Genomic DNA, 25,557 nt, shown 5'->3' with positions numbered 1-25,557 from the left:
CTTTTGCCACCTACGCGCAGGTGCCGACGAAGGTCGCCCGGGTCACCACGTCCGTCGAGGCGGCCGACGTGTCCAGCCAGGCCGTCCGCTGCCCTTCGCCCAGCGACGGGGCCAGCTGGAAGCCGGAGGAGCAGGAGACCCTGCTGTACGCCGGAGTGCCGTTCAGCACGTCCGCGAGCGGGGCCGCGTACACCTTGCCGATCGTGCCGTTCCAGCCGCCGAGGGCGCTCGAGGCGTCGTACGTCGAGTAGGCGAAGTACTCGTCGCTGACGGAGAACTGGCCGGAGTACGCCTGGGACGGCTTGCCGAGCTTCTTCTTCTGGGTGAGATCGGCCAGCGGCGCCGACCAGAACGCGTCGCTGCTGAAGAGGAACGACGTCGTCTCGCGCCAGAAGACCCGGTCCCCGGTGAGCTGGATGTCCGTGATCTCGCCGAAGATGTAGGACTGGATCCGCACGCGCTGCGCGGTGCCGGTGGCGAGGTCGTACACGTTGATGTGATCGCCGTCGTTGTCCCGCCAGGCCACCTTGCCGTGCTTCATGGTCAGGCGGTCGGCGTTGGTGCCCGCGGCCGGGGTCAGATTGACCGTGGTGCCGTCGCGGTCCAGGAGCATGACGTCGGACTCGCCGTCCCGCTTGTCGATGTAGACGAGCCGGCCGTCCTCGGTCACGGGCTGGAGCTCGTCGCCCGGGCCGTCCACCAGCTTGCGGATCGGGCCCTGGCCGTTCTCCTTGGTGGAGTACACGCCGATGGAGTCGGCGGTGACGCGGGTGAAGACGATGCGGTCGTCGTCGAGGGACGGGTCGAGGAGGTAGGCGTCCTTCTGGGCCAGTTCACGCTGCGGGTGCTTGCCGAAGCGGCCGACCGTGATGCCGAAGCCCGCGCTGCCCGCGCCCCACGCGACGGCGTCGCCGTGGCTGATCGCGTACACGTCGCCGTTGATCTGCGCGGCCTGCTCGTCGATCGCGCCGGCGTACACCTCGTACGCGGGCAGGACGTCGCCGGCGAGCGTGGTCCCGTCATGGGTGCCGGACGCGCGCTCCCAGCCCTCCTCGATGCCGTGGTCGTCGAAGGCCCTGGCGATCGCCTCGCGGTCGGCGCGGGAGACCTTGAGCGACTTCGCGGCGAGGGTGACCGCGTTCCGCATGTCCGAGAAGCCGGAGAGCGGGGTCAGGTAGTTCTGTGCCGCCCGGTAGACGATCCTGTCCGCGAGCGCCGGGTCCAGGGCCTTGCGCATGTCCCACATCGCGCCGGACACGACCGTCGAGTTGAGGTGCACCCCGCCGTTGTCGATGTCGAGCGAGACCGGGAGGTAGTCCTCGCCCGCGACCCGGCCGTCGTTCATGTCACGCAGGGCGCACTCCTCGAGCGGCTTGGTGCCGTTGCAGAGGTACTCGCCGATCAGGCCCGACGTCGGGTCGGTCATGGCGACGCCCTTGTCGGCGGTCTCCATGGCGTTGCCGAAGTAGTCGGAGATCGCCTCGTTGAGGGCGCCGGACTGGTTGAGGTAGACGAGACCCGCGCTGTGCTCGGTGACCCCGTGGGCCATCTCGTGGCCGACGACGTCGAGACCGACCGACAGCGGTACGCCGCTCATGTGGCCGTACACCATCTTGGTGCCGTCCCAGAAGGCGTTCGCGTAGTCCTTGCCGTTGCTGGCGACGTTGACGACGGAGTGGATCGTGCCGCCCTTGCCGTCGACGCCGTCACGGCCGAGCCGGCCCTTGAGGTACTCGTAGACCTTGCTCGCGTTGACGTGGGCGTCGACCGCGCCGGAGGTGGTCGCCGTACCCGCGAAACGGTTCGTGGGGGAGGAGACGATCGTCGTGCCCTCGCGGACGGGGCCGTTGGCGACGTCCAGGTAGCTCTGCCGGTTGGCGTCGTACGTGATGACCTGGCCGCCGGTCACCGGGAACATCGCCCGCGCCGAGTCGACCAGCGTGTACGAGCCGTCCGCCTCCTTGCCGACGTCGAGCGGGGTCTCCGTACCGTCGACGCGGACGCCCGTGCCCTTCTCGGGGGAGGCGGCGGCAGCGGCGGCGGCAGCGTCGATGTTGTTGTACGAGAGGGCGATTCCGCCGACGTGGGCGTCGACGAAGACCTCCTGGCGCAGCGGCTCCCCGGCCGCCGTCGCACCCGTCACCGTGAAGTGCCAGGCGAGCCGGCCGCCGTCCGCACCCGGCAGGACCGTCAGGCCGTGGCGCTCGGTCGCCGTGCCCTCGGCGGCCGCGAGGCGCGTGTCCAGGGTGAACATCCGCCGCTCGGCGGTGGCCTCGGCGACCCTCGGGGTGGTGGAGACGGTCAGCTCCGGGTAGAGCGTGCCCGTCGCGGAGGTCACGTGCTGACCGCCGTCGGCCGCCTCCGTCTGCACCGCGTACTCGGCACCGAAGACCGGCACGCCGTTCCGCTTCTGCTGGAAGCGGACCGAGGACTGGCCGCCGGAGGCGCTCGTCCTGACCGTGGCGAGATCGGTCACCGGCACGCGGTACGTGTCCTGGTGGGCCTTCAGATGCGCGCGGGCCGCCTCCGCCGGGGTGCCCCGGCGGGCGGTGGCGCCGTCGAGGCCCTGGGTCATGCGGGGCGCGACCGTCGCCTCCTGCGTGGCGGCCGGGGTGGGCTCGTTCACCTCCTCGGCCTGCGCCGGAGCGGTCAGCAGTACCGAACCGGTCGCCGCCATGACCACACCGGTCGCGAGCATCCGGCGTATCCGTCGGATTCTCTGAGTCCTCACGAAGCCCTCCCCATCACGCACGTTCGCGAGGGCCTGAGAGACCCTCGCGACTGATGGGGTCGATGGTTCGGTAGGAGAGCTTCCGCTTACAAGGGGTGAGACGCGGCGCAAAACCGCCCAGGCGTAAAGCCGCCTCGTTCTGCCCTACGGCGCGGGCAACCAGCCCGACTCCGAAGCGTGCCAGCCGAGTTGGAACCGGGTCGCCGCCCCCACCGACTCCATCAGCTCGTGCAGCCGCCGCTGCACCGTCCGGTGCCCGATCCCCAACTGGCGGGCGATCGCCGCGTCCGTGAGCCCCACGTGCAGCAGCGCCACGATCTGCCGGTCCACCGGATCGAGCGGGCCCGGCCCGTCGCACTCCGACCCCCGGACGGCCGGGTGCAACTCCCGGCCGAGCGCGAAGTACTGCTCGAACAGCGAGATCAGGGCCGTGAGCAGACCACTGCGGTGCACCACGAGGGCCACCGGCTCCGTCTCCTCCCGCTCGGGATCCAGCGGCAGCAGCGCCACGTCCTCGTCCACCACCACCAGCTTGATCGGCAGCGACTCCGTCACCGCGATCCGCTGCCCCTCCGACGCCAGGTCGGTGAGCCACCGGGCCGCCCGGGGTTCCTCCAGCCACGCCCGCGACACCACCGACCGGACGACCACACCCCGGCGCATCGACTCGCGCTCGACCTCGTCGACGTTGTCCTCGAAGGTGATCGCGACCGCTCGGTCCATCGCCGGCACCAGCGACCGCACCTCGCGCCGCGCCTTCCGCTGCATCTCCACCAGCCGCCGCCGGATCGCCGCCGCCCCCGACAGCACCTCCACCGGCGCCCCGCTCGTCCGGGACTGCGCCGCCCGGTGCCGCTCGGCCAGCTCGGACACGAAGTGCTCGACCCGGTGCAGCGCGGACCGGCGCGACTCCAGGAGCGGGCCCAGCGCGAGGACGGGCGACGCGGCCCGGTACCGTACGCCGTCCTCGTCCCGCTCGGCACTCGCGAGCCCCCGGTCGACAAGTCCCTGCAGCGCGCGGACGACGGCCCCGGGGTCCGCGCCGGGCTCCGTGACCGACGCCGGGACGCTGTCGGGACGGTCGACGAGCAGCCGGTAGACGGCGTCCTGCTCGGCGTCGAGACCGAGGAGCGAGAGCAGCGAGGAGTCGGGGGCCGGAGCCGGCTCTTTCGACGTGCTCTCCATGCGCTTCCCCCTCCGGCGGCCGACGACGGGGCCAGGGTAAGCGGGATGATCGAAAACCGGTACGGGGACCGGTTGCCCGTGCGGCTACGATCGCCGCCGTGAACGAAGCGACGGAGAGCGGCACCCGGGACGGGCTCGAACTCGTCTACCCCCCGGTTCTCGCCGAGGTGAGCGAGGCCGTACGCGTCCGGCTGCGGGCCACCCGCTGGTGGCGGGTACTGCGGTGGACGGCCCACTGCGCCTGCGTGCTCGCCCTCGCCGCCGCGGCCCTGGCTGTGCTGGTCGCGCGGGACCCTGAGCCCGGGACGGCGGTGGAGATGACCTTGCTCGGCCTCCTGGCCGTGGCCGCCGCGGAGCTGCTGCCCTGGGCGACCGCCCGCAGCCTCTTCCTGATGATCCGGTCCCAGGGCGAGGCGCGGGCCCTCGTGGACGAGAACGGCGGGCGGTGGATCACCCGGGACACCGACGTCGCGATCCGGTGGGCGATGCTTCCCCGGTACGTCGAGACGCCCCGGCTCTTCGTCCTGCTCACCGCCCGGCGGACCGGCACCGGCTTCGCGTACCTGCCCAAGAGCGGGCTCGCCGACCCGGCCGACGTCGACCGACTGCGGGCGGTCCTGGACCGGAACTCCGCCCGGGTGTGAGCACCCACGCGAAAACGGCCCGTACCGAGGCGGTACGGGCCTTCTCGTATGTCAGGTCACTTTCCGGCTGTCAGGTCACTTCCCGGCGCAGTCCGCGCACGTGCCGAAGATCTCCACCGTGTGCGCCACGTTCACGAAGCCGTGCTCCGAGGCGATCGTCTCGGCCCACTGCTCCACCATCGGGCCCTCCACCTCCACGGCCTTGCCGCAGACGCGGCACACCAGATGGTGGTGGTGGTCGCCGGTCGAGCAGCGCCGGTACACCGTCTCGCCCTCGCTCGTGCGCAGCGCGTCGACCTCTCCCGCGTCCGCGAGGGACTGGAGCGTGCGGTAGACGGTGGTGAGGCCGACCGAGTCGCCGCGGTGCTTGAGCATGTCGTGCAGCTCCTGGGCGCTGCGGAACTCGTCCACCTCGTTCAGCGCCGCGGAGACGGCGGCACGCTGCTTGGTCGAGCGGCCTCGTACGGGGGGTCCTGCCGTCACCACGGGGGCCTCCTTGAATGCTTGTCTGCCCCCGCCATTCTGCCAGCCCCCCACGCCCCTGAGTCCGGGCCGGATCAGACCTTCACGTCGTCCGTCGGCCGCCGGGTCGCCGGAACCGGTGCGTCACAGCTCTCCGCACCCGCCTCGGCCGCCCGCGCCCGCCGTTTGGCGAGCGGCGTGGCGAGCAGGGTGAGCAGGACGAAGACGCCGATCGCGTACAGGACGATCGTCGCACCGGGCGGCACATCCTGGTAGTACGAGGTGACCGTGCCCGCCAGGGTGACCGTGATGCCCGTCACCACCGCGAGGACGAAGGTCGCGCGGAAGGACTTCGACAGCTGCTGGGCCGCCGCGACCGGCACCACCATGAGGGCGCTGACCAGCAGCAGGCCGACGACCCGCATGGCGACCGTGACGGTCACCGCGGCCGTGACCGCGATCAGCAGGTTCAGGGCGCGCACCGGGAGGCCGGTGACGCGGGCGAACTCCTCGTCCTGGCTGACGGCGAAGAGCTGCCGGCGCAGACCGACCGTGACCAGGACCACGAAGGCGGCCAGGATCGCGATGGCGGTGATGTCCTCGGTGGAGACCGTGGAGAGCGAGCCGAAGAGGTACGAGCTGAGGTTGGCGTTGGAGCCGGTCGGCGACAGGTTGATCAGCAGGACGCCGCCGGCCATGCCGCCGTAGAAGAGCAGCGCGAGCGCGAGGTCGCCGCGGGTCTTGCCGTACGCCCGGATCAGCTCCATCGCGACCGAGCCGACGACGGCGACGGCGGTCGCCATCCAGACCGGGCTGGAGTTCAGGAGGAAGCCGAGGCCGACACCGGTCATGGCGACATGGCCGATGCCGTCGCCCATCAGCGCCTGACGGCGCTGGACCAGGTAGATGCCCACGGCGGGTGCGGTGATGCCGACGAGCACGGCCGCGAGGAGCGCGCGCTGCATGAAGGCGAGATCGAGCATTTCCATGATCAGGTCAGCTTCCTCAGGTCAGCAGACCCGTACGGAGCGGCTCCCCGGCCGCGTGCGGATGGACGTGGTCGTGGCCCGGCAGCGCGTGCTGGCCGAGGGCCTCGGGCGGCGGGCCGTCGTGGACGACGCAGCCGTCGCGGAGCACGACCGCGCGGTCGATCAGCGGCTCCAGGGGGCCCAGCTCGTGCAGGACGAGGAGGACGGAGGTGCCGCCCGCGACCTGCTCGCGCAGGGTCGAGGCCAGGATCTCCTGGCTCGCGAGGTCGACGCCCGCCATCGGCTCGTCCATGATCAGGAGCTCGGGCTCGGAGGCGAGCGCGCGGGCGATCAGGACCCGCTGGTGCTGGCCGCCGGAGAGGGCCGAGACGGAGTCCTTGGCGCGGTCGGCGAGTCCGACGAGGTCGATGGCCCGCTCGACGGCGGCCTTGTCGGCCTTGGTCAGCCAGCCGAACCTGCGGCGGGAGAGCCGGCCGGAGGAGACGACCTCGCGGATGGTGGCGGGGACGCCGCTCGCGGCCGTGGTGCGCTGCGGCACGTAGCCGACCCGGGCCCAGTCGCGGAACCGCTTCCGGTCCGTGCCGAACAGCTCGATCGTGCCGCCGGTCAGCGGCACCTGGCCGATGACGGAGCGGACCGCGGTGGACTTGCCGGAGCCGTTGGCGCCGAGCAGGGCGACGACCTCACCGCGGTGGACGGTGAGGTCGACGCCGCGGAGGACGGGCCGGGCGCCGAGGGCCGCCGTGGCTCCGCGGACGGAAATGACGGGTTCCTTGGCTGCCATCGCTCGTACCTCCTGCTGTGCTGTGATCACTTGGCGCCGAGGGCCTTCTGCAGCGCGGCGAGGTTGGAGCGCATGACCTCGATGTAGTCATCGCCCTTGGACGTGTCCGTGATTCCCTCCAGCGGGTCGAGCACGTCGGTCTTCAGACCGGTGTCGCCGGCGAGGGTCTTGGCCGTCTTGTCGCTCGCGAGGGTCTCGAAGAAGACGGTGGTGACCTTGTCCTTCTTCGCGACGTCCTGGAGTTCCTTGATCCGGGCGGGGCTCGGCTCGGACTCGGGGTCGATGCCGGAGATGCCCTCCTGGTCCAGGCCGTACCGCTCGGCGAGGTAGCCGAAGGCGGAGTGGGTGGTGATGAAGGTCTTCGTCGCGGTGTTCTTCAGACCCGTCTCGAAGTCGGTGTTCAGGTCGCCGAGCTTCTTGACGAGCGCGTCGGTGTTCTTCCTGTAGTCGGCGGCGTTCGCCGGGTCGGCCTTCTCCAGGGCGGTGCCGACACCCTTGGCGACCTCGGCGTACTTCACGGGGTCGAGCCAGATGTGCGGGTCGGCGCCGGCCTCGGAGCCGTGGTCGTGACCCGCCTCCTCTTCCGCGTGCTCCCCCTCGGCGTGGTCGTGGCCTTCGTGGCCGACCCCGGTGCCGTGGGCTTCGAGCTTCGTGAGGGTGGCGGCGTCGACGGTGTTCTTGACGCCGGCCTGGGCGATCGCGTCGTCGACGGCGGGCTGGATGCCCTTGAGGTAGAGGACGACGTCGGCCTCGCCGAGCTCGCCGATCTGCTTCGGCTTGAGCTCCAGGTCGTGGGGTTCGACGCCGGGCTTGGTGAGCGTGTTGACGGCGACGTGGCCGCCGCCTATCTGCTCGGCCAGGTACTGCATGGGGTAGAACGACGCCACCACGTCCAGCTTGCCGTCGCTGCCCTTGTCGGCCGCGTCGGAGGTTCCGGCGCAGGCGGAGAGGGTGACGATGCCGAGCGTGACGGCTCCGGCGAGGGCGGTGGTGGGTATGAGGCGACGTACGTTCATGACACTCATTTTCAACAAAACTGGAAACGATTGTCAATTGTCGTACGTGTGGTTCCGCGCACGCGGCACCTCGGGCGGCCGTCGCGGGGACCATCGGGCGGCCGTCCGGCGGCCGTCGGGCGATCCGCTCACCGAACCGATTTGATACGGGGGGTGCGGGCGCCGGTAACCTGAGGCATTCGCACTTCGTCGTCGTAATGAAGAGAGCACCGTGGCCGCCGACAAGATCGACACCATCGTCAGCCTGAGCAAGCGCCGTGGCTTCGTCTACCCGTGCAGTGAGATCTACGGCGGCCAGAAGGCCGCCTGGGACTACGGACCGCTGGGCGTCGAACTCAAGGAGAACCTGAAGCGTCAGTGGTGGCGTTACATGGTCACCTCGCGCGAGGACGTCGTCGGTATCGACTCGTCGGTCATCCTGGCCACCGAGGTCTGGGAGGCCTCCGGCCACGTCGCCACCTTCACCGACCCGCTGACCGAGTGCACCTCCTGCCACAAGCGCTACCGCGCGGACCACCTGGAGGAGGCGTACGAGGAGAAGCACGGCCGCCTCCCCGAGAACGGCTTCGCCGACCTCAACTGCCCGAACTGCGGCAACAAGGGCACCTTCACCGAGCCCAAGCAGTTCTCCGGCCTGCTCTCCACGCACCTCGGCCCGACCCAGGACACCGGCTCCGTCGCGTACCTGCGCCCCGAGACCGCGCAGGGCATCTTCACCAACTTCGGTCAGGTGCAGCAGACCTCGCGCAAGAAGCCGCCGTTCGGCATCGCGCAGATGGGCAAGTCCTTCCGGAACGAGATCACTCCGGGCAACTTCATCTTCCGCACCCGCGAGTTCGAGCAGATGGAGATGGAGTTCTTCGTCAAGCCGGGCGAGGACGAGCAGTGGCAGGAATACTGGATGGAGCAGCGCTGGAACTGGTACACGGGCCTGGGTCTCCGTGAGGAGAACATGCGCTGGTTCGAGCACCCGCAGGAGAAGCTCTCCCACTACTCGAAGCGCACCGCCGACATCGAGTACCGCTTCTCGTTCGGCGGCAGCGAGTGGGGCGAGCTGGAAGGCGTCGCCAACCGCACCGACTACGACCTGAACGCGCACTCCAAGGCCTCGGGCGCCAACCTCACGTACCTGGACCAGGAGTCCGGCGAGCGCTGGACGCCGTACGTCATCGAGCCGGCCGCCGGTGTCGGCCGCGCGATGCTGGCCTTCCTGCTCGACGCGTACAACGAGGACGAGGCCCCGAACGCCAAGGGCGTCATGGAGAAGCGCGTCGTCCTGCGTCTGGACCCGCGCCTGGCCCCCATCAAGGTCGCCGTCCTGCCGCTGTCCCGCAACCCGCAGCTCTCCCCGAAGGCCAAGGGCCTGGCGGCGGACCTGCGCCAGAACTGGAACATCGAGTTCGACGACGCCGGCGCCATCGGCCGCCGCTACCGTCGCCAGGACGAGATCGGCACCCCGTTCTGCGTGACCGTCGACTTCGACACCCTCGACGACAACGCGGTGACCGTGCGCGAGCGCGACACCATGAAGCAGGAGCGCGTCTCCCTCGACCAGATCCAGAGCTACCTGGGCAGCCGCCTGCTCGGCTGCTGAGTCTGTTCGCTTCGGCTTGCTCCATGCGAAAGCCCCCGGTTCCGTCTCGGAACCGGGGGCTTTCCCGTGCGGTCAGGCGGACGCGACAGCCGCGGCGGCCGCCACGGCCTCCGCCTGACGCCTCGCTCCCTCGGCCGACCGCCGCTTTCCGAACCAGGCCGTCCACACGCCCAGGGCGCCGAGGACTCCGTAGATCATGACCGGGCTGAGGGTGACCATGGTCTTGGTCGGCAGCGCGTACGCGAGGGCGACGCGGACGAGTGCCTCGGCGACGTACGTCACGCCCCACACCAGCGTCATCGTGCGCATGGTGGAGCGGAAGCCCTCGTACTGCCACAGGCCGTTCCACCAGGCGGTGCTCGCCGGGGTGTCGTCGGTGGCGAACTTGCGGCCGAAGTAGAACATCAGCGGTCGCGGCGCGAGCAGGGTCGCGAGGCAGAGCAGCCCGAACAGGCCCGTCACACCCGAGTCCTTGATCAGCAACGCACGGGCGGAGTGTGCGCCGATCAGCGTGACGAGGGCCGTGATCACCAGGAAGACCAGCGTGACGACGGCGAACTCGTCGAGCTTGCGCCGCCAAGCGACCATGATCACGCTGTCCAGGACCGGCCAGGCGCTGCCGGCGAGCAGGGCGGTGAACTCGGACCAACCGTGGTCCTCGATAAGGATGTTGTACGTGAGGATCGGCGCGACGACGTTGAGGCTGATGGTGAGGACCCAGCCGATCGCGGAGGTGGCGCCTGAGCGGGCCGGCGGCTTGTCGGATGTGGACATGGTTCCCCCTGGGAGCGTTTACGGTCGCGGTGCGGGAGAACGCTAGTGAGGTACCGGACAGGGAAGGGAAAACTCCAGGCCAAATGATCTTCAAAAGGTGCGGGCCAGGGGCGCAGGTCAGATGTGTGTGGTTCAGAGCCGTGGGTCAGGCTCTCAACGCACGCTGCGCCAGAGAGATGACCGCCGCGAACGCGTCCTCGATGTCCGTGGTCGACCAGTCGGCGGCATGCGCCGGATCGTGGAAGCGGTCCGTGGCGTCGAAGACCGCGCGGGCCGTCGTCGCGTAGTCCCGCTCCGGCGCGGCGAACACCCCCTCGCGGTGGCCGTCCTCCACGATGCGGGCGATCTGCTCCACCAGATGCTCCTCGTGCCGGTGGACCACCGCGCTGTTCTCGCCGATCAGCACCTGGAAGGTGGCCATCAGCTCCGGATCGCCGCCCGCCTTGCGGCGCTTCAGGGCGAAGAGGGCGGTCAGCCAGTCGGTCAGCCGCTCGTCCGCGGCGCCCGGCCCCTCGACGTACGGCCGGAGCGCGACGATCGTCCGCTCCAGCCACCGCTCGGTCACCGCCTCGCGCAGTGCCGCCTTCGTGCGGAAGTGGCGGTAGACGCTGCCGTGGCTGACGCCGAGGACCCGGGCCACGTCCACGACGGTCGCCTTCGCCGGCCCGTAGCGCCGCAGCACCTCCTCGGTGGCTTCGAGGATGCGCTCTGCGGTCAGGGTCTCGGTGGCGGCCATGGAATGGACATTACCTGTCAGTCGCTGCGGTCCGGGGGCGCCGGTCAGTGCTCGCTGTCCAGGTGTGCCATCTGTGCCGCCGGGTACCGCTCGCCGGCCGCCGCGCCCGCCGGGACGGCCTCCTCGATCGCGGCCAGGTCGGCGGCGTCGAGCGTGACGTCCAGGGCGCCGAGCGCCTCCGCGAGCCGGTCCCGGCGCCGGGCGCCGACCAGCGGGACGATGTCCGCGCCCTGGCGCTCGGCCTGGGCGAGGACCCAGGCGATCGCGGTCTGCGCGACCGTCACGCCCTTGGCCTCGGCGAGCGCCCGCAGTCGGTCCACCAGGTCAAGGTTCCGCCGGAGGTTCTCGCCCTGGAAGCGCGGGCTCATGCCCCGGAAGTCGTTTGCCGCCAGCTCCCGGTCCCGGGTGAAGTGCCCGCTGATCAGTCCGCGCGACAGCACCCCGTACGCCGTGATGCCTATGCCCAGCTCACGGGCGGTGGGCAGGATCTTCTCCTCGATGGAACGGGAGATCAGCGAGTACTCGATCTGGAGGTCCGCGATCGGGGCCACGGCCGCCGCCCGGCGCAGGGTGTCCGCGCCGACCTCGGAGAGTCCGATGTGCCGCACGTGCCCCGCCTCGACCAGCTCGGCGATGGCGCCGACGGTCTCCTCGATCGGCACGTCGGGGTCGACGCGGGCGATCCGGTAGATGTCGATGTGGTCGGTGCCCAGGCGCTGGAGCGAGTACGCCGCGAAGTTCTTCACGGCGGCGGGCCGGCCGTCGTACCCGGTGAAGCCGCCCTCGACCGTGCGGAGCGCGCCGAACTTCACGCTGGTCAGCGCCTGCTCGCGGGCGGCGGCGGGCGCGGTCCGCAGCGCCTCGGCGATCAGCAGCTCGTTGTGCCCCATCCCGTAGAAGTCGCCCGTGTCGAGCAGGGTCACCCCCGCGTCCAAGGCGGCGTGGATCGTCGCGATCGACTCGGCGCGGTCGCTCTCGCCGTACAGCGCGGACATGCCCATGCAGCCGAGACCGAGAGCGGAGACCTGGGGCCCGGTGGTGCCGAGCGGGCGGGTGGGGACGGGACGGCTTGTGGTGGTCATGGCTGTCTCCTGGGGCGTCGTGAGAGGGGTGGAACAGTGCGACAGGACAACCATGACATGACCGATGACAGATTTCAATATCTGTCATTCCTTCGAGTGGTGCGGAGAAAAGCGCGTGCCGTCGCTCTGCGGCCGGGGTAGCGTCACCGGCATGTATTCGTTCTTCCAGATCTACGAGTGAGAGCCGTCGCCGGCAGACCCAGCTCGACCACCGCCCACCTCACTGACGGGAGAACACCGTGGCCAAGAGCCGCAACAACCTCCTCGGCGTCGGAGGACAGCGCAAGAAGCTGTCCCGCGCCGACCAGCTCGGCACCGCCCAGGGCCGCGCCGCCGCCCGCAGCTCGGCCGACGAGCGCAAGCAGGACCTCCTGAAGAAGATGCGCGAGCGCTCCCAGGGAGCCGATGCCGCCGAGACCACGGCGGGTGCCGACAGCACCGACACCCCCGGCACCGGCCAGGAGTAACCGACACCCCGGCACCGGCCAGGAGTAACCGCACCCCGGCACCGGCCAGGAGTAGTCGCTGTCGCATGACGAAGGGCCCGAGGTGTCTCCACACCTCGGGCCCTTTCCGTGGCCTACCGCACCGTCCTCGGCAGGCGCAGCGCCAGCAGGGCCGTGAGCAGGGCCATCGCCAGCTGGAGGAGGAGCGTCACCGTCAGCGGCGTGGCCGAGTCCGCCGGGGCGGAGGCGGTGAGGCTCAGATAGAGGCTGCCGAGGGTGGCGACGCCCAGGGTCAAGGCCGTCTGCTGGGTGGTCACCATCACGCCGCTGCCCACGCCCGCCCGCTCCGCCGGCACCTCGGAGAGCACCACCCGGAAGAGCACCGGGAGCTGGAGACCCTGCCCGATGCCCGCGATCGCCATGCCGGGAAGCAGGCTCAGCACCGACATGTCCGGCCAGGAGCGCCAAGCGGTCAGGGCGATCAGAGCGAGGCCGAGGGCCTGGAGCAGGGCGCCCACCGGCACCACGCGCGTGCCCCAGCGCCGTACGAGCCGCGGACCCGCGAGCGAGGCCCCGAAGAAGGCCACCGCCATCGGGACGAGCGCCAGGCCCGAGGCCACCGCGCCCAGGCCCAGGCCCTGCTGGAGCGCCACCGCGATCACGAACATGAAGCCGCCGAAGCCGCCCGAGAGCGGCAGGACGAGGATCAGCCCGCGCCGCAGCGAGACCAGGTCGAGCAGACTCGGTGGGACAAGCGGGGTGCGGCCCCGGCGGTCCGCCCGCCGTTCCACCCACCAGAAGGCCGCCGCCGCGAACGGGAACACGGCCAGCGACACCCAGGTCCACAGCGGCCAGCCCGCCGTCCGGCCCTCCGTCAGGGGTGCGAGCAGGGTGAGCAGCGAGACCGCGAGCAGCAGCGTGCCCGCCACGTCCACCGGCGCCGGGCGGTCCGAGCGGGTCTCCGGGACCGTACGGAAGGCCAGGACGAGGCCCGCCACCGCCACCGGCACGTTCACCAGGAACACCGCACGCCAGCCCGAGCCCGCGAGGTCGGCGGCGACGAGCACCCCGCCCAGGATCTGGCCGGTCACCATGGAGAGCCCCGCGGTCGCCCCGTACAGGCTCAGCGCCTTGGCCCGCCGGGCGCCCTCCGTCGAGGAGTGGATGGTGGCGAGGACCTGCGGGAGCATCAGCGCCGCCGCCGCGCCCTGCGCCACCCGTGCCCCGACCAGTGTCCAGGCGTCCGGGGCGAGACCGCAGGCGAGCGAGGTCAGACCGAAGGCCGCCATGCCGGCGAGGAAGAGCCGACGGCGCCCGAAGAGGTCGCCGAGCCGCCCGCCGAGGACGAGCAGCACGGCGTACGACAGGCCGTATCCGGCGACGATCAGTTCGAGGAGCGCCGGGCCGGCCGCGAGGTCGTGGTCGATGGACGGCAGGGCGACATTGACGATGAAGAAGTCGATCAGCGGCAGCGCGGCGCCGAGGAGGACGGTGAACAGGCCGAGGGCACCGAGCGCCGGACGGCCGGGCGCGGCGGCCGGGGTACCGGCCCGGGGAGAAGCGGAGGTTGTAGTCACGCATCCGACGATCCGCCGCCACTCAGCCTGGTACCAGAGTGTCTTTATCCTGGTAGAAGCAGTACCTGGCAATGGGCTGACCGCCCCGGCACCCTGGAAGCGTGACGACCATGACGACGGCCGAACCCGGTACGCGGCGACACGAGCTCGCCGCCTTCCTGCGCAGCCGGCGCGAGCGCATCACCCCCGAGCAGGTCGGCCTGCCCCGGGGGCGCCGCCGCCGCACCCCCGGCCTGCGCCGCGAGGAGGTCGCCCACCTCTCCGCCGTCGGCGTCACCTGGTACACCTGGCTCGAACAGGCCCGGGACATCCAGGTGTCCCCGCAGGTCCTCGACGCCCTCGCCGACGCGCTGCTCCTCGACCCGACCGAGCGGAGCCACCTCTTCGCCCTCGCCGGACAGGCCGACCCGCATCCCGGCGCACCCTGCCCGGCCGTGACCCCCGCGCTGCGCGCGATCCTGGAGCAGCTGGAGCCCGTCCCCGCCGCCGTCCAGAACAGCCGCTTCGACTTCCTCGCCCACAACCGGACCTTCGGGCGGCTCTTCTGCGACCTCGACGCCCTGCCCCGGGAGGATCGCAACTCCCTCTGGCTGGCCTTCACCAACGCGGACTTCCAGGCCGCGGCCACCGACCTGCCGGACCTCCTCCCCATCCTTGCCGGGAAGCTCCGGGCCTCCATGGCCGAGCACCTGGCCGAGCCCGCCTGGAAGGCGCTGGTCCAGCGGCTCGAAGCGGCCTCACCGGAGTTCCGGGAGATCTGGGCGCGGCGCGACGTGGTCGCCCCGGGCGGTCGCACCAAGGTCATCCACAACGCGCACGTGGGCCTGCTCAGGTTCGAGCACACCAACCTCTGGCTCGGCCCGACCCCCGGACCGCACCTCGTCACCTACGTGCCCGTCGACGACGAGACCCGGGCCGGCGTCGAGCGGCTCCTGGAATTCGTCGTACGTGAACAGGAGATCCGTCAGGACGACGAGGCCCTCACCGCCGCTTGAGCCCCGAGTCCGTGCCCGTGCCCGTGCCCGAGTCCGTGCCCGTGTCCGCCCCCACCTCGGTCTCCGCCTGACGCTCGTCCTCCCCCTCCAGACACCGGGCCGTCCGTTCCGCCGTGCGGCGGGCCCACTTTCCGCTGGTCAGCGCGCCGACCGCGAGGACGGCGAGGCCGCAGGCCGTCACCACCCAGTAGCCGGGCCGCGCCGCCGTCACGAAATCCTCCGCGGACATCCCGGCACCCACCCCCGTCGCGAGCACCGTGCCGACGACCGCCACCCCGAGCGTCTGCCCCACCTGGCGGCTCGTCGAGGCCACCGCCGCCGCCACCCCGGCCTGCGCGCGGGGCATCCCCGAGACGGCCGTGTTGGTGATCGGCGCGTTGACCAGGCCGAAGCCGATGCCGAAGGCCACGTACCCGATGAAGAGCAGCGGATCGTGGGTCTCCGCGCCGAAGGCCGCGAAGAGCAGCGCGCCCGTGGCCATCGCCGTGCCCGCGAGGAGCAGCGGGAGACGGGGTCCACGCGCGCCCGTGAGCCGCCCCGACAGCGGGGCGAAGACGAAGGTCATGCCCGCCATCGGCAGCACGTACAGGCCGGCGTCCAGCGGGGAGAGTCCGCGCACCTCCTGGAGGTACAGGGTGTTCAGGAACAGGAAGCCGGCGAAGCCCGAGAAGGCGCAGACCGCGACGACGGTGGCCCCGCTGAACGGCGCGCTGCGGAAGAACCGCAGGTCGATCAGGGGCTCTCGGCGCCTCGGCTCGTACACGAGGACCCCGCCGAGGGCCACGGCCGCGATCCCGGCGAAGAGCGGGTCGGTCTCGATGATCGCGTACGTGAGGGAGCCGAGGAGCGTCGCCACGAGGAGCTGTCCGACGGGGTCGGCGCGCCGGGGCCGGGGCGCGCGGGACTCGGGGACGTACCGCAGGGTGAGGAGCAGGGCGACGAGGGCGACCGGCAGGTTGACCCAGAAGATCGCCCGCCAGCCGACCGACTCGACGAGCACGCCGCCCACCAGCGGTCCCAGGGCCAGGGAGATACCGACGACCGAGCCCCAGACGCCGATGGCACGCGCGCGTGCGGCGGGTTCGGTGAAGGTGTTGGTGATGATCGACATGGCGACCGGGTTCAACATCGAGCCGCCCACCGCCTGCACCGCCCGGAAGGCGATCAGCGCCTCCAGGTTGGGGGCGAGGGAACAGAGCAGCGAGCCGAGCGCGAAGACGACGAGGCCGGTCACGAAGACCTTGCGGCGGCCGATGCGGTCGGCGGTGGAGCCCGCGAGCATGAGCAGCGAGGCCAGGACGAGGGTGTACGCGTCGATGACCCACTGCAGGCCGGAGACGGAGGCGCCCAGGTCGCGCCGCAGGGAGGGCAGGGCGACGTTGAGCGCGGTGTTGTCCAGGCTGACGATCAGCAGACTCATGCAGCAGATCGCCAGGACGACGAGCTGCCGGCCCCGCGGGAGCTGCGCGCGTGTGAGCTCTGGCATGTTCGGATAGTACGGCTAACTAATGACCGGCGCAGTGCGCGACAATGGGCCAATGACCGCGTTCTCCCCCCTCGCCATCGGGCCGCACATCGTGCAGCCGCCGGTGGTGCTCGCCCCGATGGCCAGCATCACCAACGCCCCCTTCCGTACCCTCTGCCGCGAGTTCAGCGGCGGCAAGGGGCTGTTCGTGAGCGAGATGATCACGACGCGCGCCCTGGTCGAGCGCAACGAGAAGACGATGCAGCTCATCCGCTTCGACGCGACCGAGCAGCCGCGCTCGATCCAGCTGTACGGCGTCGACCCGGTGACGGTCGGCAAGGCCGTGCGGATGATCGTCGACGAGGACCTCGCCGACCACATCGACCTGAACTTCGGCTGCCCGGTCCCCAAGGTGACCCGTAAGGGCGGCGGCTCGGCCCTGCCCTACAAGCGGCCGCTGCTGCGCGCGATCCTCAACGAGGCCGTGACCAACGCGGGTGACCTGCCGGTCACGATGAAGATGCGCAAGGGCATCGACGACGACCACATCACGTATCTGGACGCGGGCCGGATCGCGGTGGAGGAGGGCGTCACGGCGATCGCCCTGCACGGGCGGACGGCGGCCCAGCACTACGGCGGTACGGCGGACTGGGACGCGATCGCGCGCCTCAAGGAGCACGTGCCGGAGATCCCGGTGCTCGGCAACGGCGACATCTGGTCCGCCGACGACGCCCTGCGGATGATGCGGGAGACGGGCTGCGACGGCGTGGTCGTCGGCCGTGGCTGCCTGGGGCGGCCGTGGCTCTTCGCGGACCTGGTGGCCGGCTTCGAGGGCACGGGAGCCTACGCGGCGCCCGGGCTGCGGGTGGTCGCGGACGCGATGGTGCGGCACGCGCGGCTGCTCGGGGAGTGGCTCGGCGACGAGGCACGCGGTGTCATCGACTTCCGCAAGCATGTCGCCTGGTACCTGAAGGGCTTCTCGGTGGGCTCCGAGATGCGCAAGAAGCTGGCGATCACCTCTTCCCTCGACGAACTGAGCGCTCAGTTGAGCGAGCTGGACCTGGACCAGTCGTGGCCCGTGGGTGCGGACGGTCCTCGGGGCCGTACGTCCGGAAACAACCGAGTTGTCCTGCCGGACGGCTGGTTGAAGGACCCGTACGACTGCTCCGGCGTGAGCGAGGAAGCCGAGCTGGACACGTCCGGCGGCTGAGATCTGGCCTTTCCGGGGGAGTGATCCTCGCCACCCTTGAGGGGGGTGGTGCTCAGATGAGCAGGTTACAAACGGCTGCATCGCCTGAAGGGTGGCACGGGGTGCCACCCTTTTTGCGTTCAAGACTTGAACGCAAGTGCTCGGATGCGCGCTCATGTGAGCGACTTCTCTCTGCTTTGGGTCATACAGCCTTCGGGGCCTGAAAACGGAAGCTACTTCTCGGTTACTTTCGAAGTGCTGGCGGACGGGTGGTTAAGGCCACGTGACCGCTAGGCGTACCTCCCCAGAAGCCTTCGATCTGGGTATGTTCCTCGCCGTCAGGGCAGCCAACCGAGTCATCGAGGAGTCGGGACCCGTGTCGGAAAACAATGATCAGAAGTTCGTGTACGACTTCACCGAGGGCAACAGGGACCTGAAGGACCTGCTCGGTGGCAAGGGCGCGAACCTGGCCGAGATGACCAACCTCGGTCTTCCGGTCCCTCCCGGGTTCACGATCACCACCGAAGCGTGCAAGGTCTACCTCGAGAGCGGCTCGGAGCCGGTCGAGCTCCGCGACGAGGTGAGTGCCCACCTCGACGCCCTTGAGCAGCAGATGGGCAAGAAGCTCGGCCAGGCCGACGACCCGCTGCTCGTCTCCGTGCGCTCCGGAGCGAAGTTCTCCATGCCGGGCATGATGGACACGGTCCTCAACATCGGCCTCTCCGACGAGTCCGTCGTCGGACTCGCCCGCCAGGCCGACAACGAGCGCTTCGCGTGGGACTCGTACCGCCGTCTCATCCAGATGTTCGGCAAGACCGTCCTCGGCGTCGAGGGCGAGCTCTTCGAGGACGCGCTGGACGAGGCGAAGGCCGCGAAGAAGGTCGCCAGCGACACCGACCTCGACGCCGCCGACCTCAAGAAGGTCGTCGATCACTTCAAGAAGATCGTGAAGGCCGAGACCGGCCGCGACTTCCCCCAGGACCCGCGTGAGCAGATGGACCTCGCCATCGAGGCCGTCTTCAACTCCTGGAACACCGACCGCGCGAAGCTGTACCGCCGCCAGGAGCGCATCCCGGGCGACCTCGGCACCGCCGTCAACGTCTGCTCGATGGTCTTCGGCAACCTCGGCCCGGACTCCGGCACCGGCGTCGCCTTCACCCGCGACCCCGCCTCCGGTCACGCCGGCGTCTACGGCGACTACCTGCAGAACGCGCAGGGCGAGGACGTCGTCGCGGGTATCCGCAACACCGTGCCGCTGGCCGACCTCGAGTCGATCGACAAGACGTCGTACGACCAGCTCATGCACATCATGAACACGCTGGAGACCCACTACAAGGATCTCTGCGACATCGAGTTCACCATCGAGCGCGGCCAGCTCTGGATGCTCCAGACCCGCGTCGGCAAGCGCACCGCCGGTGCCGCCTTCCGCATCGCCACGCAGCTCGTGGACCAGGGCCTGATCGACGAGGCCGAGGCGCTCCAGCGCGTCACCGGCGCGCAGCTCGCCCAGCTGATGTTCCCCAAGTTCGACGAGGACGCGAAGGTCGACCAGATCGGGCGCGGCATCGCCGCCTCCCCGGGCGCCGCCGTCGGCAAGGCCGTCTTCGACTCGTACACCGCCGTCAAGTGGTCCCGGTCCGGCGAGAAGGTCATCCTGATCCGCCGCGAGACCAACCCGGACGACCTGGACGGCATGATCGCCGCCGAGGGCATCCTCACCTCCCGCGGCGGCAAGACCTCGCACGCCGCCGTCGTCGCCCGCGGCATGGGCAAGACCTGTGTCTGCGGCGCCGAGGAGCTCGAGGTCGACACCAAGCGCCGCCGGATGACCACCTCCGACGGCCAGGTCGTCGAGGAGGGTGACGTCGTCTCCATCGACGGCTCCACCGGCAAGGTCTACCTCGGTGAGGTACCCGTCGTACCGTCCCCGGTCGTCGAGTACTTCGAGGGCCGCATGCACGCCGGTGCGGACGACGCCGACGAGCTGGTCCAGGCCGTCCACCGGATCATGGCCTACGCCGACCGCGTCCGCCGCCTGCGCGTCCGCGCCAACGCGGACAACGCCGAGGACGCCAACCGCGCCCGCCGCTTCGGCGCCCAGGGCATCGGCCTCTGCCGCACCGAGCACATGTTCCTCGGCGAGCGCCGCCAGTTCGTCGAGCGCCTGATCCTCGCCGACACGGACACCGAGCGCGACCAGGCCCTGGAAGCCCTCCTGCCGCTGCAGAAGACGGACTTCGTCGAGCTCTTCGAGGCCATGGACGGGCTGCCCGTCACGGTCCGGCTGCTCGACCCGCCGCTGCACGAGTTCCTGCCCGACATCACCGAGCTGTCGGTGCGCGTCGCCCTCGCCGAGTCCCGCAAGGAGCCGCACGAGAACGACCTGCGCCTGCTCCAGGCCGTGCACCGGCTGCACGAGCAGAACCCGATGCTGGGTCTGCGCGGCGTCCGCCTCGGCCTGGTCATCCCCGGCCTGTTCACCATGCAGGTCCGGGCGATCGCCGAGGCCGCGGCCCAGCGCATCGACGCCAAGGGCGACCCGCGCGTCGAGATCATGATCCCGCTCGTCGGCACCGTCCAGGAGCTGGAGATCGTCCGCGAGGAGGCCGAGACGGTCATCGCGGAGGTCCGGGCGCAGACCGGCGTGGACCTGAAGCTCGCGCTCGGCACCATGATCGAGCTGCCGCGCGCCGCCGTGACCGCCGGTCAGATCGCCGAGGCCGCGGAGTTCTTCTCCTTCGGCACGAACGACCTGACGCAGACGGTGTGGGGCTTCTCCCGCGACGACGTGGAGGCCTCGTTCTTCACCGCGTACCTGGAGAAGGGCATCTTCGGCGTCAGCCCCTTCGAGACCATCGACAAGGACGGTGTCGGCGCGCTCGTGCGCAGCGCCGTCCAGGCCGGCCGCGCCACCCGCCCCGACATCAAGCTCGGTGTCTGCGGCGAGCACGGCGGTGACCCGGAGTCGGTGCACTTCTTCCACGAGGTCGGTCTCGACTACGTCTCCTGCTCGCCCTTCCGGATCCCGGTGGCGCGTCTGGAGGCCGGCCGCGCGGCGGCCGAGTCGAAGGGCAGCGACAGCCGCTGAGTCCTGCTGAACGGGGGGTCAGGAGCGGCGGTCGGGCCCTCCTGAACCCCCGTTCAGCAGCGGGAATCCCGGAACCACTCCGGTACGGCCGGGGGCGCCGTCGGTCACCTCACCACCCTCACCGGCGGGCGGCGGCTCCGGAATCACGGCGACGGGACGGACACCTTTGTGCGGAGGTGTCCGTCCCGTCGTTTGTTTGTTGAGCGGATGTGAGTAGTTGTTCAATTGCGCCTGATTGAATTATTGGCCATTGAACTTGTTCGGTTCCTCACCGCAAAGAATGGGACGGGCGCGGCCCCCGGATCCCCACCCGGAGGCCGCGCCCTTTACCGATGCCGGGCAGGTGAGCCGCAACCTCGCCGACCGCCGCCGGACGGGCAAAGCCCCCCACGGTCTTCACCACGTCACCTCGGTCCTGAAGGTTTCCTGCCCGACCCGTACAGCTTTTCGGTTCCGCCCCCATTGCCGCGATGCTTTTCAACTGTGGCTGAAACACCCTGGTAACGTGCAGTGATGCTGTGCATACTCGTCGTCGGGGGTGGTTGCGAGTGCACAGGTGGGGACGTCATGCTGCGGATTCATTTCACCGGAAACGACCTGGCGGGGGTGCGGACCGCCGCCCGGCCCGATGTTCTGTGGGAAACGATTCTCAGTTTTCACCGTTTAAGGGACCGGCGCGGCCCCGTCGTCTTCGGAGAATGGCGCTCCGAAACCCGGATGCGGCTCGGTGGTGAGACCCGGCTCCTCGCGGCGCTCGTTCCCAGCCGGGGCTATTTCCCCGACTTCCTGACGCCCGCCGAGGGCGTCATCGGGCTCGACGAGGGGCTCCAGGCGATCCGTGCGACCCCTGCCGGCCGGCTGCGCGGCGAACTCTCGCTGCTCGCCGCGGGCCGGTCCGGCGGGCGGACGGTACCGCATTCGCTGCGCGCCCTCGCCGACGGCGGCGCGGAGCCCTTCGACCGGCTCGTGGGGGCGCTGCGGAGCTACCACCGGGCCGCCGTGGAGCCGTACTGGCCGCACATCCGGGCCCGCGTCGAGGCCGACCGGGCGCGCCGCGGCCGCGCGCTCCTGGACGGTGGCGCCGACGAACTCCTCGCCTCGCTGCCGCCGATGCTGCGCTGGCGCGCGCCCGTCCTGGAGGCCGACTACCCGGTCGACCGGGACGTCCACCTCGACGGGCGGGGGCTGCTGCTCCAGCCCTCGTACTTCTGCCGGGGGACCCCCGTCGTGCTGCGCGACCCCGCGCTGCCGCCGGTGCTCGTCTACCCCGTCACCCACGGCGAGGCGCCGACGGTGCGCGCGCCGGGCGGCTCCTCGCTCGCCAAGCTGGTCGGCCAGACCCGCTCGGCGGTCCTGCACGCCATCGGCGACGGCGGTACGACGAGCGAGCTCGCCCGCCGGGCCGGGGTGTCGCTCGCCTCGGCGAGCCAGCACGCGGGCGTCCTGCGCGAGGCCGGACTCATCGCGACCCTGCGCCACGGGAACGCGGTCCTGCACACACTGACGCCGTTGGGCGCCGCCTTGCTCGGCGGCGCCCAACGGACGGTGGATCTGCGGTGCTACGCGCGCAACGGGCCGGTCACCTCGTAGGTGACGCGAAGGACGGGCCCGTCACCTCGAAGGCGTCACGCGCGGAACGGGCCCGTCACCTCGTAGGTGATGCCGGCGGAGGAGCTGCCGCTCGTGCCCCGCTGGCTGGAGAAGTACAGCCGCGTGCCGTCGGGGGAGAAGGCGGGGCCGGTGATCTCCGAGGAGGACTGGCCGCTGATCCGCAGGAACGGGGCGACGACGTCGTCCGGGGTGATGACGCAGATCTCCATGTTGCCGCCGTCCTCGGCGATGAAGAGGTCTCCGGAGGAGGAGCCGGTGACGTTGTCGACACCGGTGAGCGGGGCGGCGCCGTTCGGTACGAGCGAGTCGTCGTAGGCCAGCTCGTAGGTGCTGGTGGTGAGGTTGAGCTGCCAGAGGCGGTTGTCGCCCTTGGTGGTGAACCAGACGGTGTCGTTGGCGTAGTGGCAGCCCTCGCCGCCGTTGAACTTCTTCGAGCCGGAGACCTGGCTGCGGGTCACGGTCGGGGAGCCGTCCGGGTCCGGCACGTTCTGCCAGGTGAAGGAGCCGGAGGTGGCGGTGCCGGCGACCATCACCTGGAGGGTGCCGGCGGAGAGGTTGCCCCAGGTGGTGGGGATGAAGCGGTAGAGGCAGCCGCTCGTCTCGTCCTCGGTCAGGTAGACGACCTTGCGGACCGGGTCGGCCGCGGCGGCCTCGTGCTTGAACCGGCCCATGGTGTCCCGGCGGACGGCCGCGTTCACGCCGTACGGGTCGGTCTCGTAGACGTACCCGAGGCTGACCTCCTCGCAGGAGAGCCAGGTGTTCCACGGGGTCCTGCCGCCGGCGCAGTTCTGACGGGTGCCGGACAGGATGCGGTACGCGCCGGTGACGGCGCCGGTCGAGCTGAACCGCACCGCGCTCGTGCCGCCGCTCGGGTTGATCTCCGAGTTGGACACGTAGATCCAGCCGGTGCCGTCGGCGAAGCAGGCGCCGCCGTCGGGAGCGCTGTGCCAGGTGTACGAGGTGCCGGGCACGGTCTGGCCGGACCGTGCGATGACCCGGCTGGTGAAACCGGCGGGCAGCAGGATGCCGTTGGCGTCCGCCGCGCCGAGGGCGCCGTAGGGGCCGGCGCCGGGCTGGGCGGGGGCCGCGTACGCGGCGCCGTGCATCAGTGTGCCGCCGAAGGCGGCGGCCGACGTGCCGATGACCGCTCCGCGCAGGAAACTGCGTCGCTCCACGTCTCACTCCTGAGAAGGGTGGTGAACCGCCCCGTCATGCCGGTCGGCGACGGGGTCGCGCGCTTCCGGAAACTAGGAGTACGGAATTGACTGTGCATCAACAAGCGGTGAAGAGGAAGCGGCGGGGCCCTGTCGGTCGTGCGGGGGCCTTCGGTACCTGGGGCTCGGGGGACCCTCGGCGCCTGGGGCTCGGGTGACCCTCGGCACCTGGGGCTCGGGGACCTTCGGCACTTGGGGCTGTCCGCTCCTGCGGGGACACTGGGGGTATGTGCGCCGGCCGGGACATTCGTGATCGTGACGACCTCGACGTGCTGCTGCGGCGCTTCTACCGCGCGGCCTTCGCCGACCCGCTCATCGGGCCGTTCTTCACCGAGATCGCCGGGACCGACCTGGAGGTCCATCTGCCGCGCATCACCGACTTCTGGGAGCGCGCCCTCTTCCGTACCGCCGACTACGGGCGGGACGCCTTCGCCCCGCACTCCGCACTCCATTCCGCCCGGGCCCTCACCGCCGCCCACTTCGGACGCTGGGTGCAGCTCTGGCACGCCACCGTCGACGGCCTCCACGCCGGCCCGCTGGCCGAGCGGGCCAAGGCGCAGGGCGAGCGGATCGCTCTCGCCCTGCTGCGGCGGCTCGCCGGGCCCGGGGCGGACACGGCGGGCTCCGGCGGGGGATTCGTGCCGTTGGCGGCCCTTGAGCTGCGCTCCGTGGCCTGAGCGCAAAAAATCTTCGGGAGAGCGATGAGTTACGGGCGGGACGCCCGTCCTACCTCTTGAGAGCGCCGGAACGACCGGAACGCAAGGGAAGAGAGCGCATCATGGCCCCGCAGATGATCTTCGTGAACCTGCCCGTCAAGAGTGTCGACGCCAGCAGGGCCTTCTTCGAGAAGCTCGGCTTCTCCCACAACCCGCAGTTCAGCGACGAGACCACCGCCTGTGTGGTCTTCAGCGAGACGATCTTCGCGATGCTGCTCGAAGAGCCCAAGTTCAAGTCCTTCATGGCCCCCGGCAAGGAGCTCTCCGACGCCACCAGGACCACCGAGGTCCTGGTCACCCTGAGCGCCGAGAGCCGTGAGAAGTGCGACGAGCTGGCCGACGCCGCCCTCGCCGCCGGCGGCACCCCCGCGAAGGAGCCGATGGACCTCGGCTTCATGTACGGCCGCTCCTTCGCCGACCTGGACGGCCACCACTGGGAGGTCTTCTGGATGGACCCGGCGGCCGCCCAGGGCTGAGCCCCGCGCGTGTCAGGCGGAGACGCCGCCGTCGATCACCAGGTCCGTGCCGACGGCGGAGCCGGCCGCGTCCGACGCGAGGTACAGCACGGCCGCCGCCACCTCGGCTGCGGAGGAGATCCGCCCCAGCGGAGACTCCTGCTTCATCCGGACCTCCCGATCGGCCTCCGTCTCGCCGGGCCGCAGGGACATCGTGGACTCCGAGGCGCCGGGGCTGACCGCGTTGATCCGGACCCCGTCGGCGATGTGGTCCAGGGCCGCGGCCCTGGTCAGCGCCGACACGGCCGCCTTCGAGACCTGGTAGCCGAAGACCCCGGGGATCCGGACGTGCGGGCCCAGGTTCGACGCGATGTTCACGATCGCCCCGCCCCCGTGCGCCCGCATGTGGGCCACCTCGGCCTGCAGGGCGTGCAGCACCCCCGTGACGTTGATGTCGAGCAGGGTCTGCCAGTCGTCCAGGGGGAAGTCGGCGGCGCTGTGCCCGCCCCGGAAGACCCCCGCGTTGTTCACGGCCACGTCGAGGCCGCCGAAGACCTCGACCGTACGCCGGACCAGCTCCCGTACGGACTCGGCGCGGGCCACATCGGCCGTGACGGCCGCGGCGGTGCCCCCGGCGGCCTCGATCAGGCCCACCGTCCCCTCCAGGGGCTCGGCGGTACGGCCGGCGACGACGACCTTCGCGCCCTCGGCGGCGAAGGCGAGCGCGATGGCCCGGCCGAGACCGGAACCGGCCCCGGTGACGAGGACGACGCGGTCGGTGAAGCGTGCGTTCATGTGAGCTGA

The 25,557-nt window shown here is 70.8% G+C and carries 22 protein-coding genes; 9 read left to right on the top strand and 13 right to left on the bottom strand.

Going from position 1 to position 25,557, the window contains the following annotated elements:
- Positions 1-10: 10 nt before the first annotated feature.
- Together OG462_RS15845 and OG462_RS15840 are read right to left on the bottom strand one after the other, a co-directional pair.
- Positions 11-2,731 (bottom strand): M4 family metallopeptidase, encoded by a 2,721-nt coding sequence (locus OG462_RS15845; RefSeq protein WP_406058085.1) that lies wholly within the window; start codon positions 2,729-2,731, stop codon positions 11-13.
- Positions 2,732-2,875: 144 nt separating this feature from the next.
- The gene (locus OG462_RS15840; protein ID WP_406058083.1) at positions 2,876-3,916 is read right to left on the bottom strand and encodes a hypothetical protein; all 1,041 of its coding nucleotides are present in this window, start codon (positions 3,914-3,916) and stop codon (positions 2,876-2,878) included.
- Positions 3,917-4,014: 98 nt separating this feature from the next.
- On the opposite strand from OG462_RS15840, the gene OG462_RS15835 reads away from it, so the two are divergent.
- Positions 4,015-4,560, top strand: coding sequence for a YcxB family protein (locus OG462_RS15835; RefSeq protein ID WP_406058081.1), 546 nt, complete (start codon positions 4,015-4,017; stop codon positions 4,558-4,560).
- 75 nt (positions 4,561-4,635) lie between these two features.
- Here OG462_RS15835 and OG462_RS15830 read toward each other — a convergent pair whose 3' ends face one another.
- From OG462_RS15830 to OG462_RS15815, 4 genes are all read right to left on the bottom strand, one after another.
- The gene (locus OG462_RS15830) at positions 4,636-5,046 is read right to left on the bottom strand and encodes a Fur family transcriptional regulator (protein WP_030317431.1); all 411 of its coding nucleotides are present in this window, start codon (positions 5,044-5,046) and stop codon (positions 4,636-4,638) included.
- A gap of 71 nt (positions 5,047-5,117) precedes the next feature.
- The gene (locus OG462_RS15825) at positions 5,118-6,011 is read right to left on the bottom strand and encodes a metal ABC transporter permease (protein ID WP_406058080.1); all 894 of its coding nucleotides are present in this window, start codon (positions 6,009-6,011) and stop codon (positions 5,118-5,120) included.
- Positions 6,012-6,027: 16 nt separating this feature from the next.
- A complete protein-coding gene (locus OG462_RS15820) occupies positions 6,028-6,795 on the bottom strand; it encodes a metal ABC transporter ATP-binding protein (RefSeq protein WP_406058079.1) in 768 nt (255 codons plus the stop codon).
- Between the two features lie 26 nt (positions 6,796-6,821).
- Entirely contained in the window at positions 6,822-7,811 is a 990-nt protein-coding gene (locus OG462_RS15815; protein ID WP_406058078.1) for a zinc ABC transporter substrate-binding protein, read from the bottom strand.
- A gap of 211 nt (positions 7,812-8,022) precedes the next feature.
- On the opposite strand from OG462_RS15815, the gene OG462_RS15810 reads away from it, so the two are divergent.
- A complete protein-coding gene (locus OG462_RS15810; RefSeq protein WP_406058077.1) occupies positions 8,023-9,405 on the top strand; it encodes a glycine--tRNA ligase in 1,383 nt (460 codons plus the stop codon).
- Positions 9,406-9,477: 72 nt separating this feature from the next.
- Here OG462_RS15810 and OG462_RS15805 read toward each other — a convergent pair whose 3' ends face one another.
- From OG462_RS15805 to OG462_RS15795, 3 genes are all read right to left on the bottom strand, one after another.
- A complete protein-coding gene (locus tag OG462_RS15805) occupies positions 9,478-10,179 on the bottom strand; it encodes a VC0807 family protein (RefSeq protein WP_406058076.1) in 702 nt (233 codons plus the stop codon).
- A gap of 145 nt (positions 10,180-10,324) precedes the next feature.
- Complete coding sequence (locus OG462_RS15800) at positions 10,325-10,915, bottom strand: TetR family transcriptional regulator (RefSeq protein ID WP_406058075.1); 591 nt, start codon at positions 10,913-10,915, stop codon at positions 10,325-10,327.
- A gap of 44 nt (positions 10,916-10,959) precedes the next feature.
- On the bottom strand, positions 10,960-11,997 hold the full coding sequence (locus tag OG462_RS15795; RefSeq protein WP_406058074.1) for an aldo/keto reductase: 1,038 nt from the start codon (positions 11,995-11,997) through the stop codon (positions 10,960-10,962).
- A 239-nt stretch (positions 11,998-12,236) separates the two neighbouring features.
- On the opposite strand from OG462_RS15795, the gene OG462_RS15790 reads away from it, so the two are divergent.
- Complete coding sequence (locus OG462_RS15790) at positions 12,237-12,464, top strand: DUF6243 family protein (RefSeq protein ID WP_406058073.1); 228 nt, start codon at positions 12,237-12,239, stop codon at positions 12,462-12,464.
- Between the two features lie 113 nt (positions 12,465-12,577).
- Here the strand turns inward: OG462_RS15790 and OG462_RS15785 are convergent, their stop codons facing one another.
- Positions 12,578-14,020, bottom strand: a complete 1,443-nt coding sequence (locus OG462_RS15785) for an MFS transporter (RefSeq protein ID WP_406058072.1) — start codon at positions 14,018-14,020, stop codon at positions 12,578-12,580.
- Positions 14,021-14,130: 110 nt separating this feature from the next.
- Between OG462_RS15785 and OG462_RS15780 the strand changes: the two genes are divergently transcribed.
- Positions 14,131-15,015, top strand: a complete 885-nt coding sequence (locus OG462_RS15780) for a helix-turn-helix domain-containing protein (RefSeq protein ID WP_406066560.1) — start codon at positions 14,131-14,133, stop codon at positions 15,013-15,015.
- Here the strand turns inward: OG462_RS15780 and OG462_RS15775 are convergent.
- Positions 15,002-16,501 (bottom strand): MFS transporter, encoded by a 1,500-nt coding sequence (locus tag OG462_RS15775; RefSeq protein ID WP_406058071.1) that lies wholly within the window; start codon positions 16,499-16,501, stop codon positions 15,002-15,004. The genes OG462_RS15780 and OG462_RS15775 overlap by 14 nt on opposite strands.
- Positions 16,502-16,553: 52 nt before the next feature.
- Between OG462_RS15775 and dusB the strand changes: the two genes are divergently transcribed.
- The 3 genes from dusB to OG462_RS15760 all read left to right on the top strand — a co-directional run bounded on the left by dusB (position 16,554) and on the right by OG462_RS15760 (position 22,347).
- Positions 16,554-17,690 (top strand): tRNA dihydrouridine synthase DusB, encoded by a 1,137-nt coding sequence (gene dusB, locus OG462_RS15770; protein WP_406058070.1) that lies wholly within the window; start codon positions 16,554-16,556, stop codon positions 17,688-17,690.
- 355 nt (positions 17,691-18,045) lie between these two features.
- Positions 18,046-20,757 carry a pyruvate, phosphate dikinase gene (gene ppdK, locus OG462_RS15765; RefSeq protein ID WP_406058069.1) on the top strand — a complete coding sequence of 904 codons (2,712 nt, stop codon included), beginning with the start codon at positions 18,046-18,048 and terminating at the stop codon, positions 20,755-20,757.
- 567 nt (positions 20,758-21,324) lie between these two features.
- Positions 21,325-22,347, top strand: coding sequence for a helix-turn-helix domain-containing protein (locus OG462_RS15760; protein ID WP_406058068.1), 1,023 nt, complete (start codon positions 21,325-21,327; stop codon positions 22,345-22,347).
- Positions 22,348-22,382: 35 nt separating this feature from the next.
- Here OG462_RS15760 and OG462_RS15755 read toward each other — a convergent pair whose 3' ends face one another.
- Positions 22,383-23,543 carry an alkaline phosphatase PhoX gene (locus OG462_RS15755; protein ID WP_406058067.1) on the bottom strand — a complete coding sequence of 387 codons (1,161 nt, stop codon included), beginning with the start codon at positions 23,541-23,543 and terminating at the stop codon, positions 22,383-22,385.
- A 266-nt stretch (positions 23,544-23,809) separates the two neighbouring features.
- On the opposite strand from OG462_RS15755, the gene OG462_RS15750 reads away from it, so the two are divergent.
- Together OG462_RS15750 and OG462_RS15745 are read left to right on the top strand one after the other, a co-directional pair.
- The gene (locus tag OG462_RS15750; RefSeq protein ID WP_406058066.1) at positions 23,810-24,259 is read left to right on the top strand and encodes a group III truncated hemoglobin; all 450 of its coding nucleotides are present in this window, start codon (positions 23,810-23,812) and stop codon (positions 24,257-24,259) included.
- Between the two features lie 101 nt (positions 24,260-24,360).
- Positions 24,361-24,774 (top strand): VOC family protein, encoded by a 414-nt coding sequence (locus tag OG462_RS15745; RefSeq protein ID WP_406058065.1) that lies wholly within the window; start codon positions 24,361-24,363, stop codon positions 24,772-24,774.
- A gap of 12 nt (positions 24,775-24,786) precedes the next feature.
- On the opposite strand, the gene OG462_RS15740 is transcribed toward OG462_RS15745, so the two are convergent.
- The gene (locus tag OG462_RS15740; protein WP_406058064.1) at positions 24,787-25,548 is read right to left on the bottom strand and encodes an SDR family NAD(P)-dependent oxidoreductase; all 762 of its coding nucleotides are present in this window, start codon (positions 25,546-25,548) and stop codon (positions 24,787-24,789) included.
- Positions 25,549-25,557: the final 9 nt, after the last annotated feature.

Origin of the sequence: Streptomyces sp. NBC_01077 (assembly GCF_045162855.1) — a bacterium.
In the GTDB taxonomy this organism is placed as follows: domain Bacteria; phylum Actinomycetota; class Actinomycetes; order Streptomycetales; family Streptomycetaceae; genus Streptomyces.
Note: the sequence above shows the minus strand (reverse complement) of the source record. Positions and strands in the feature narration are given on the sequence as shown.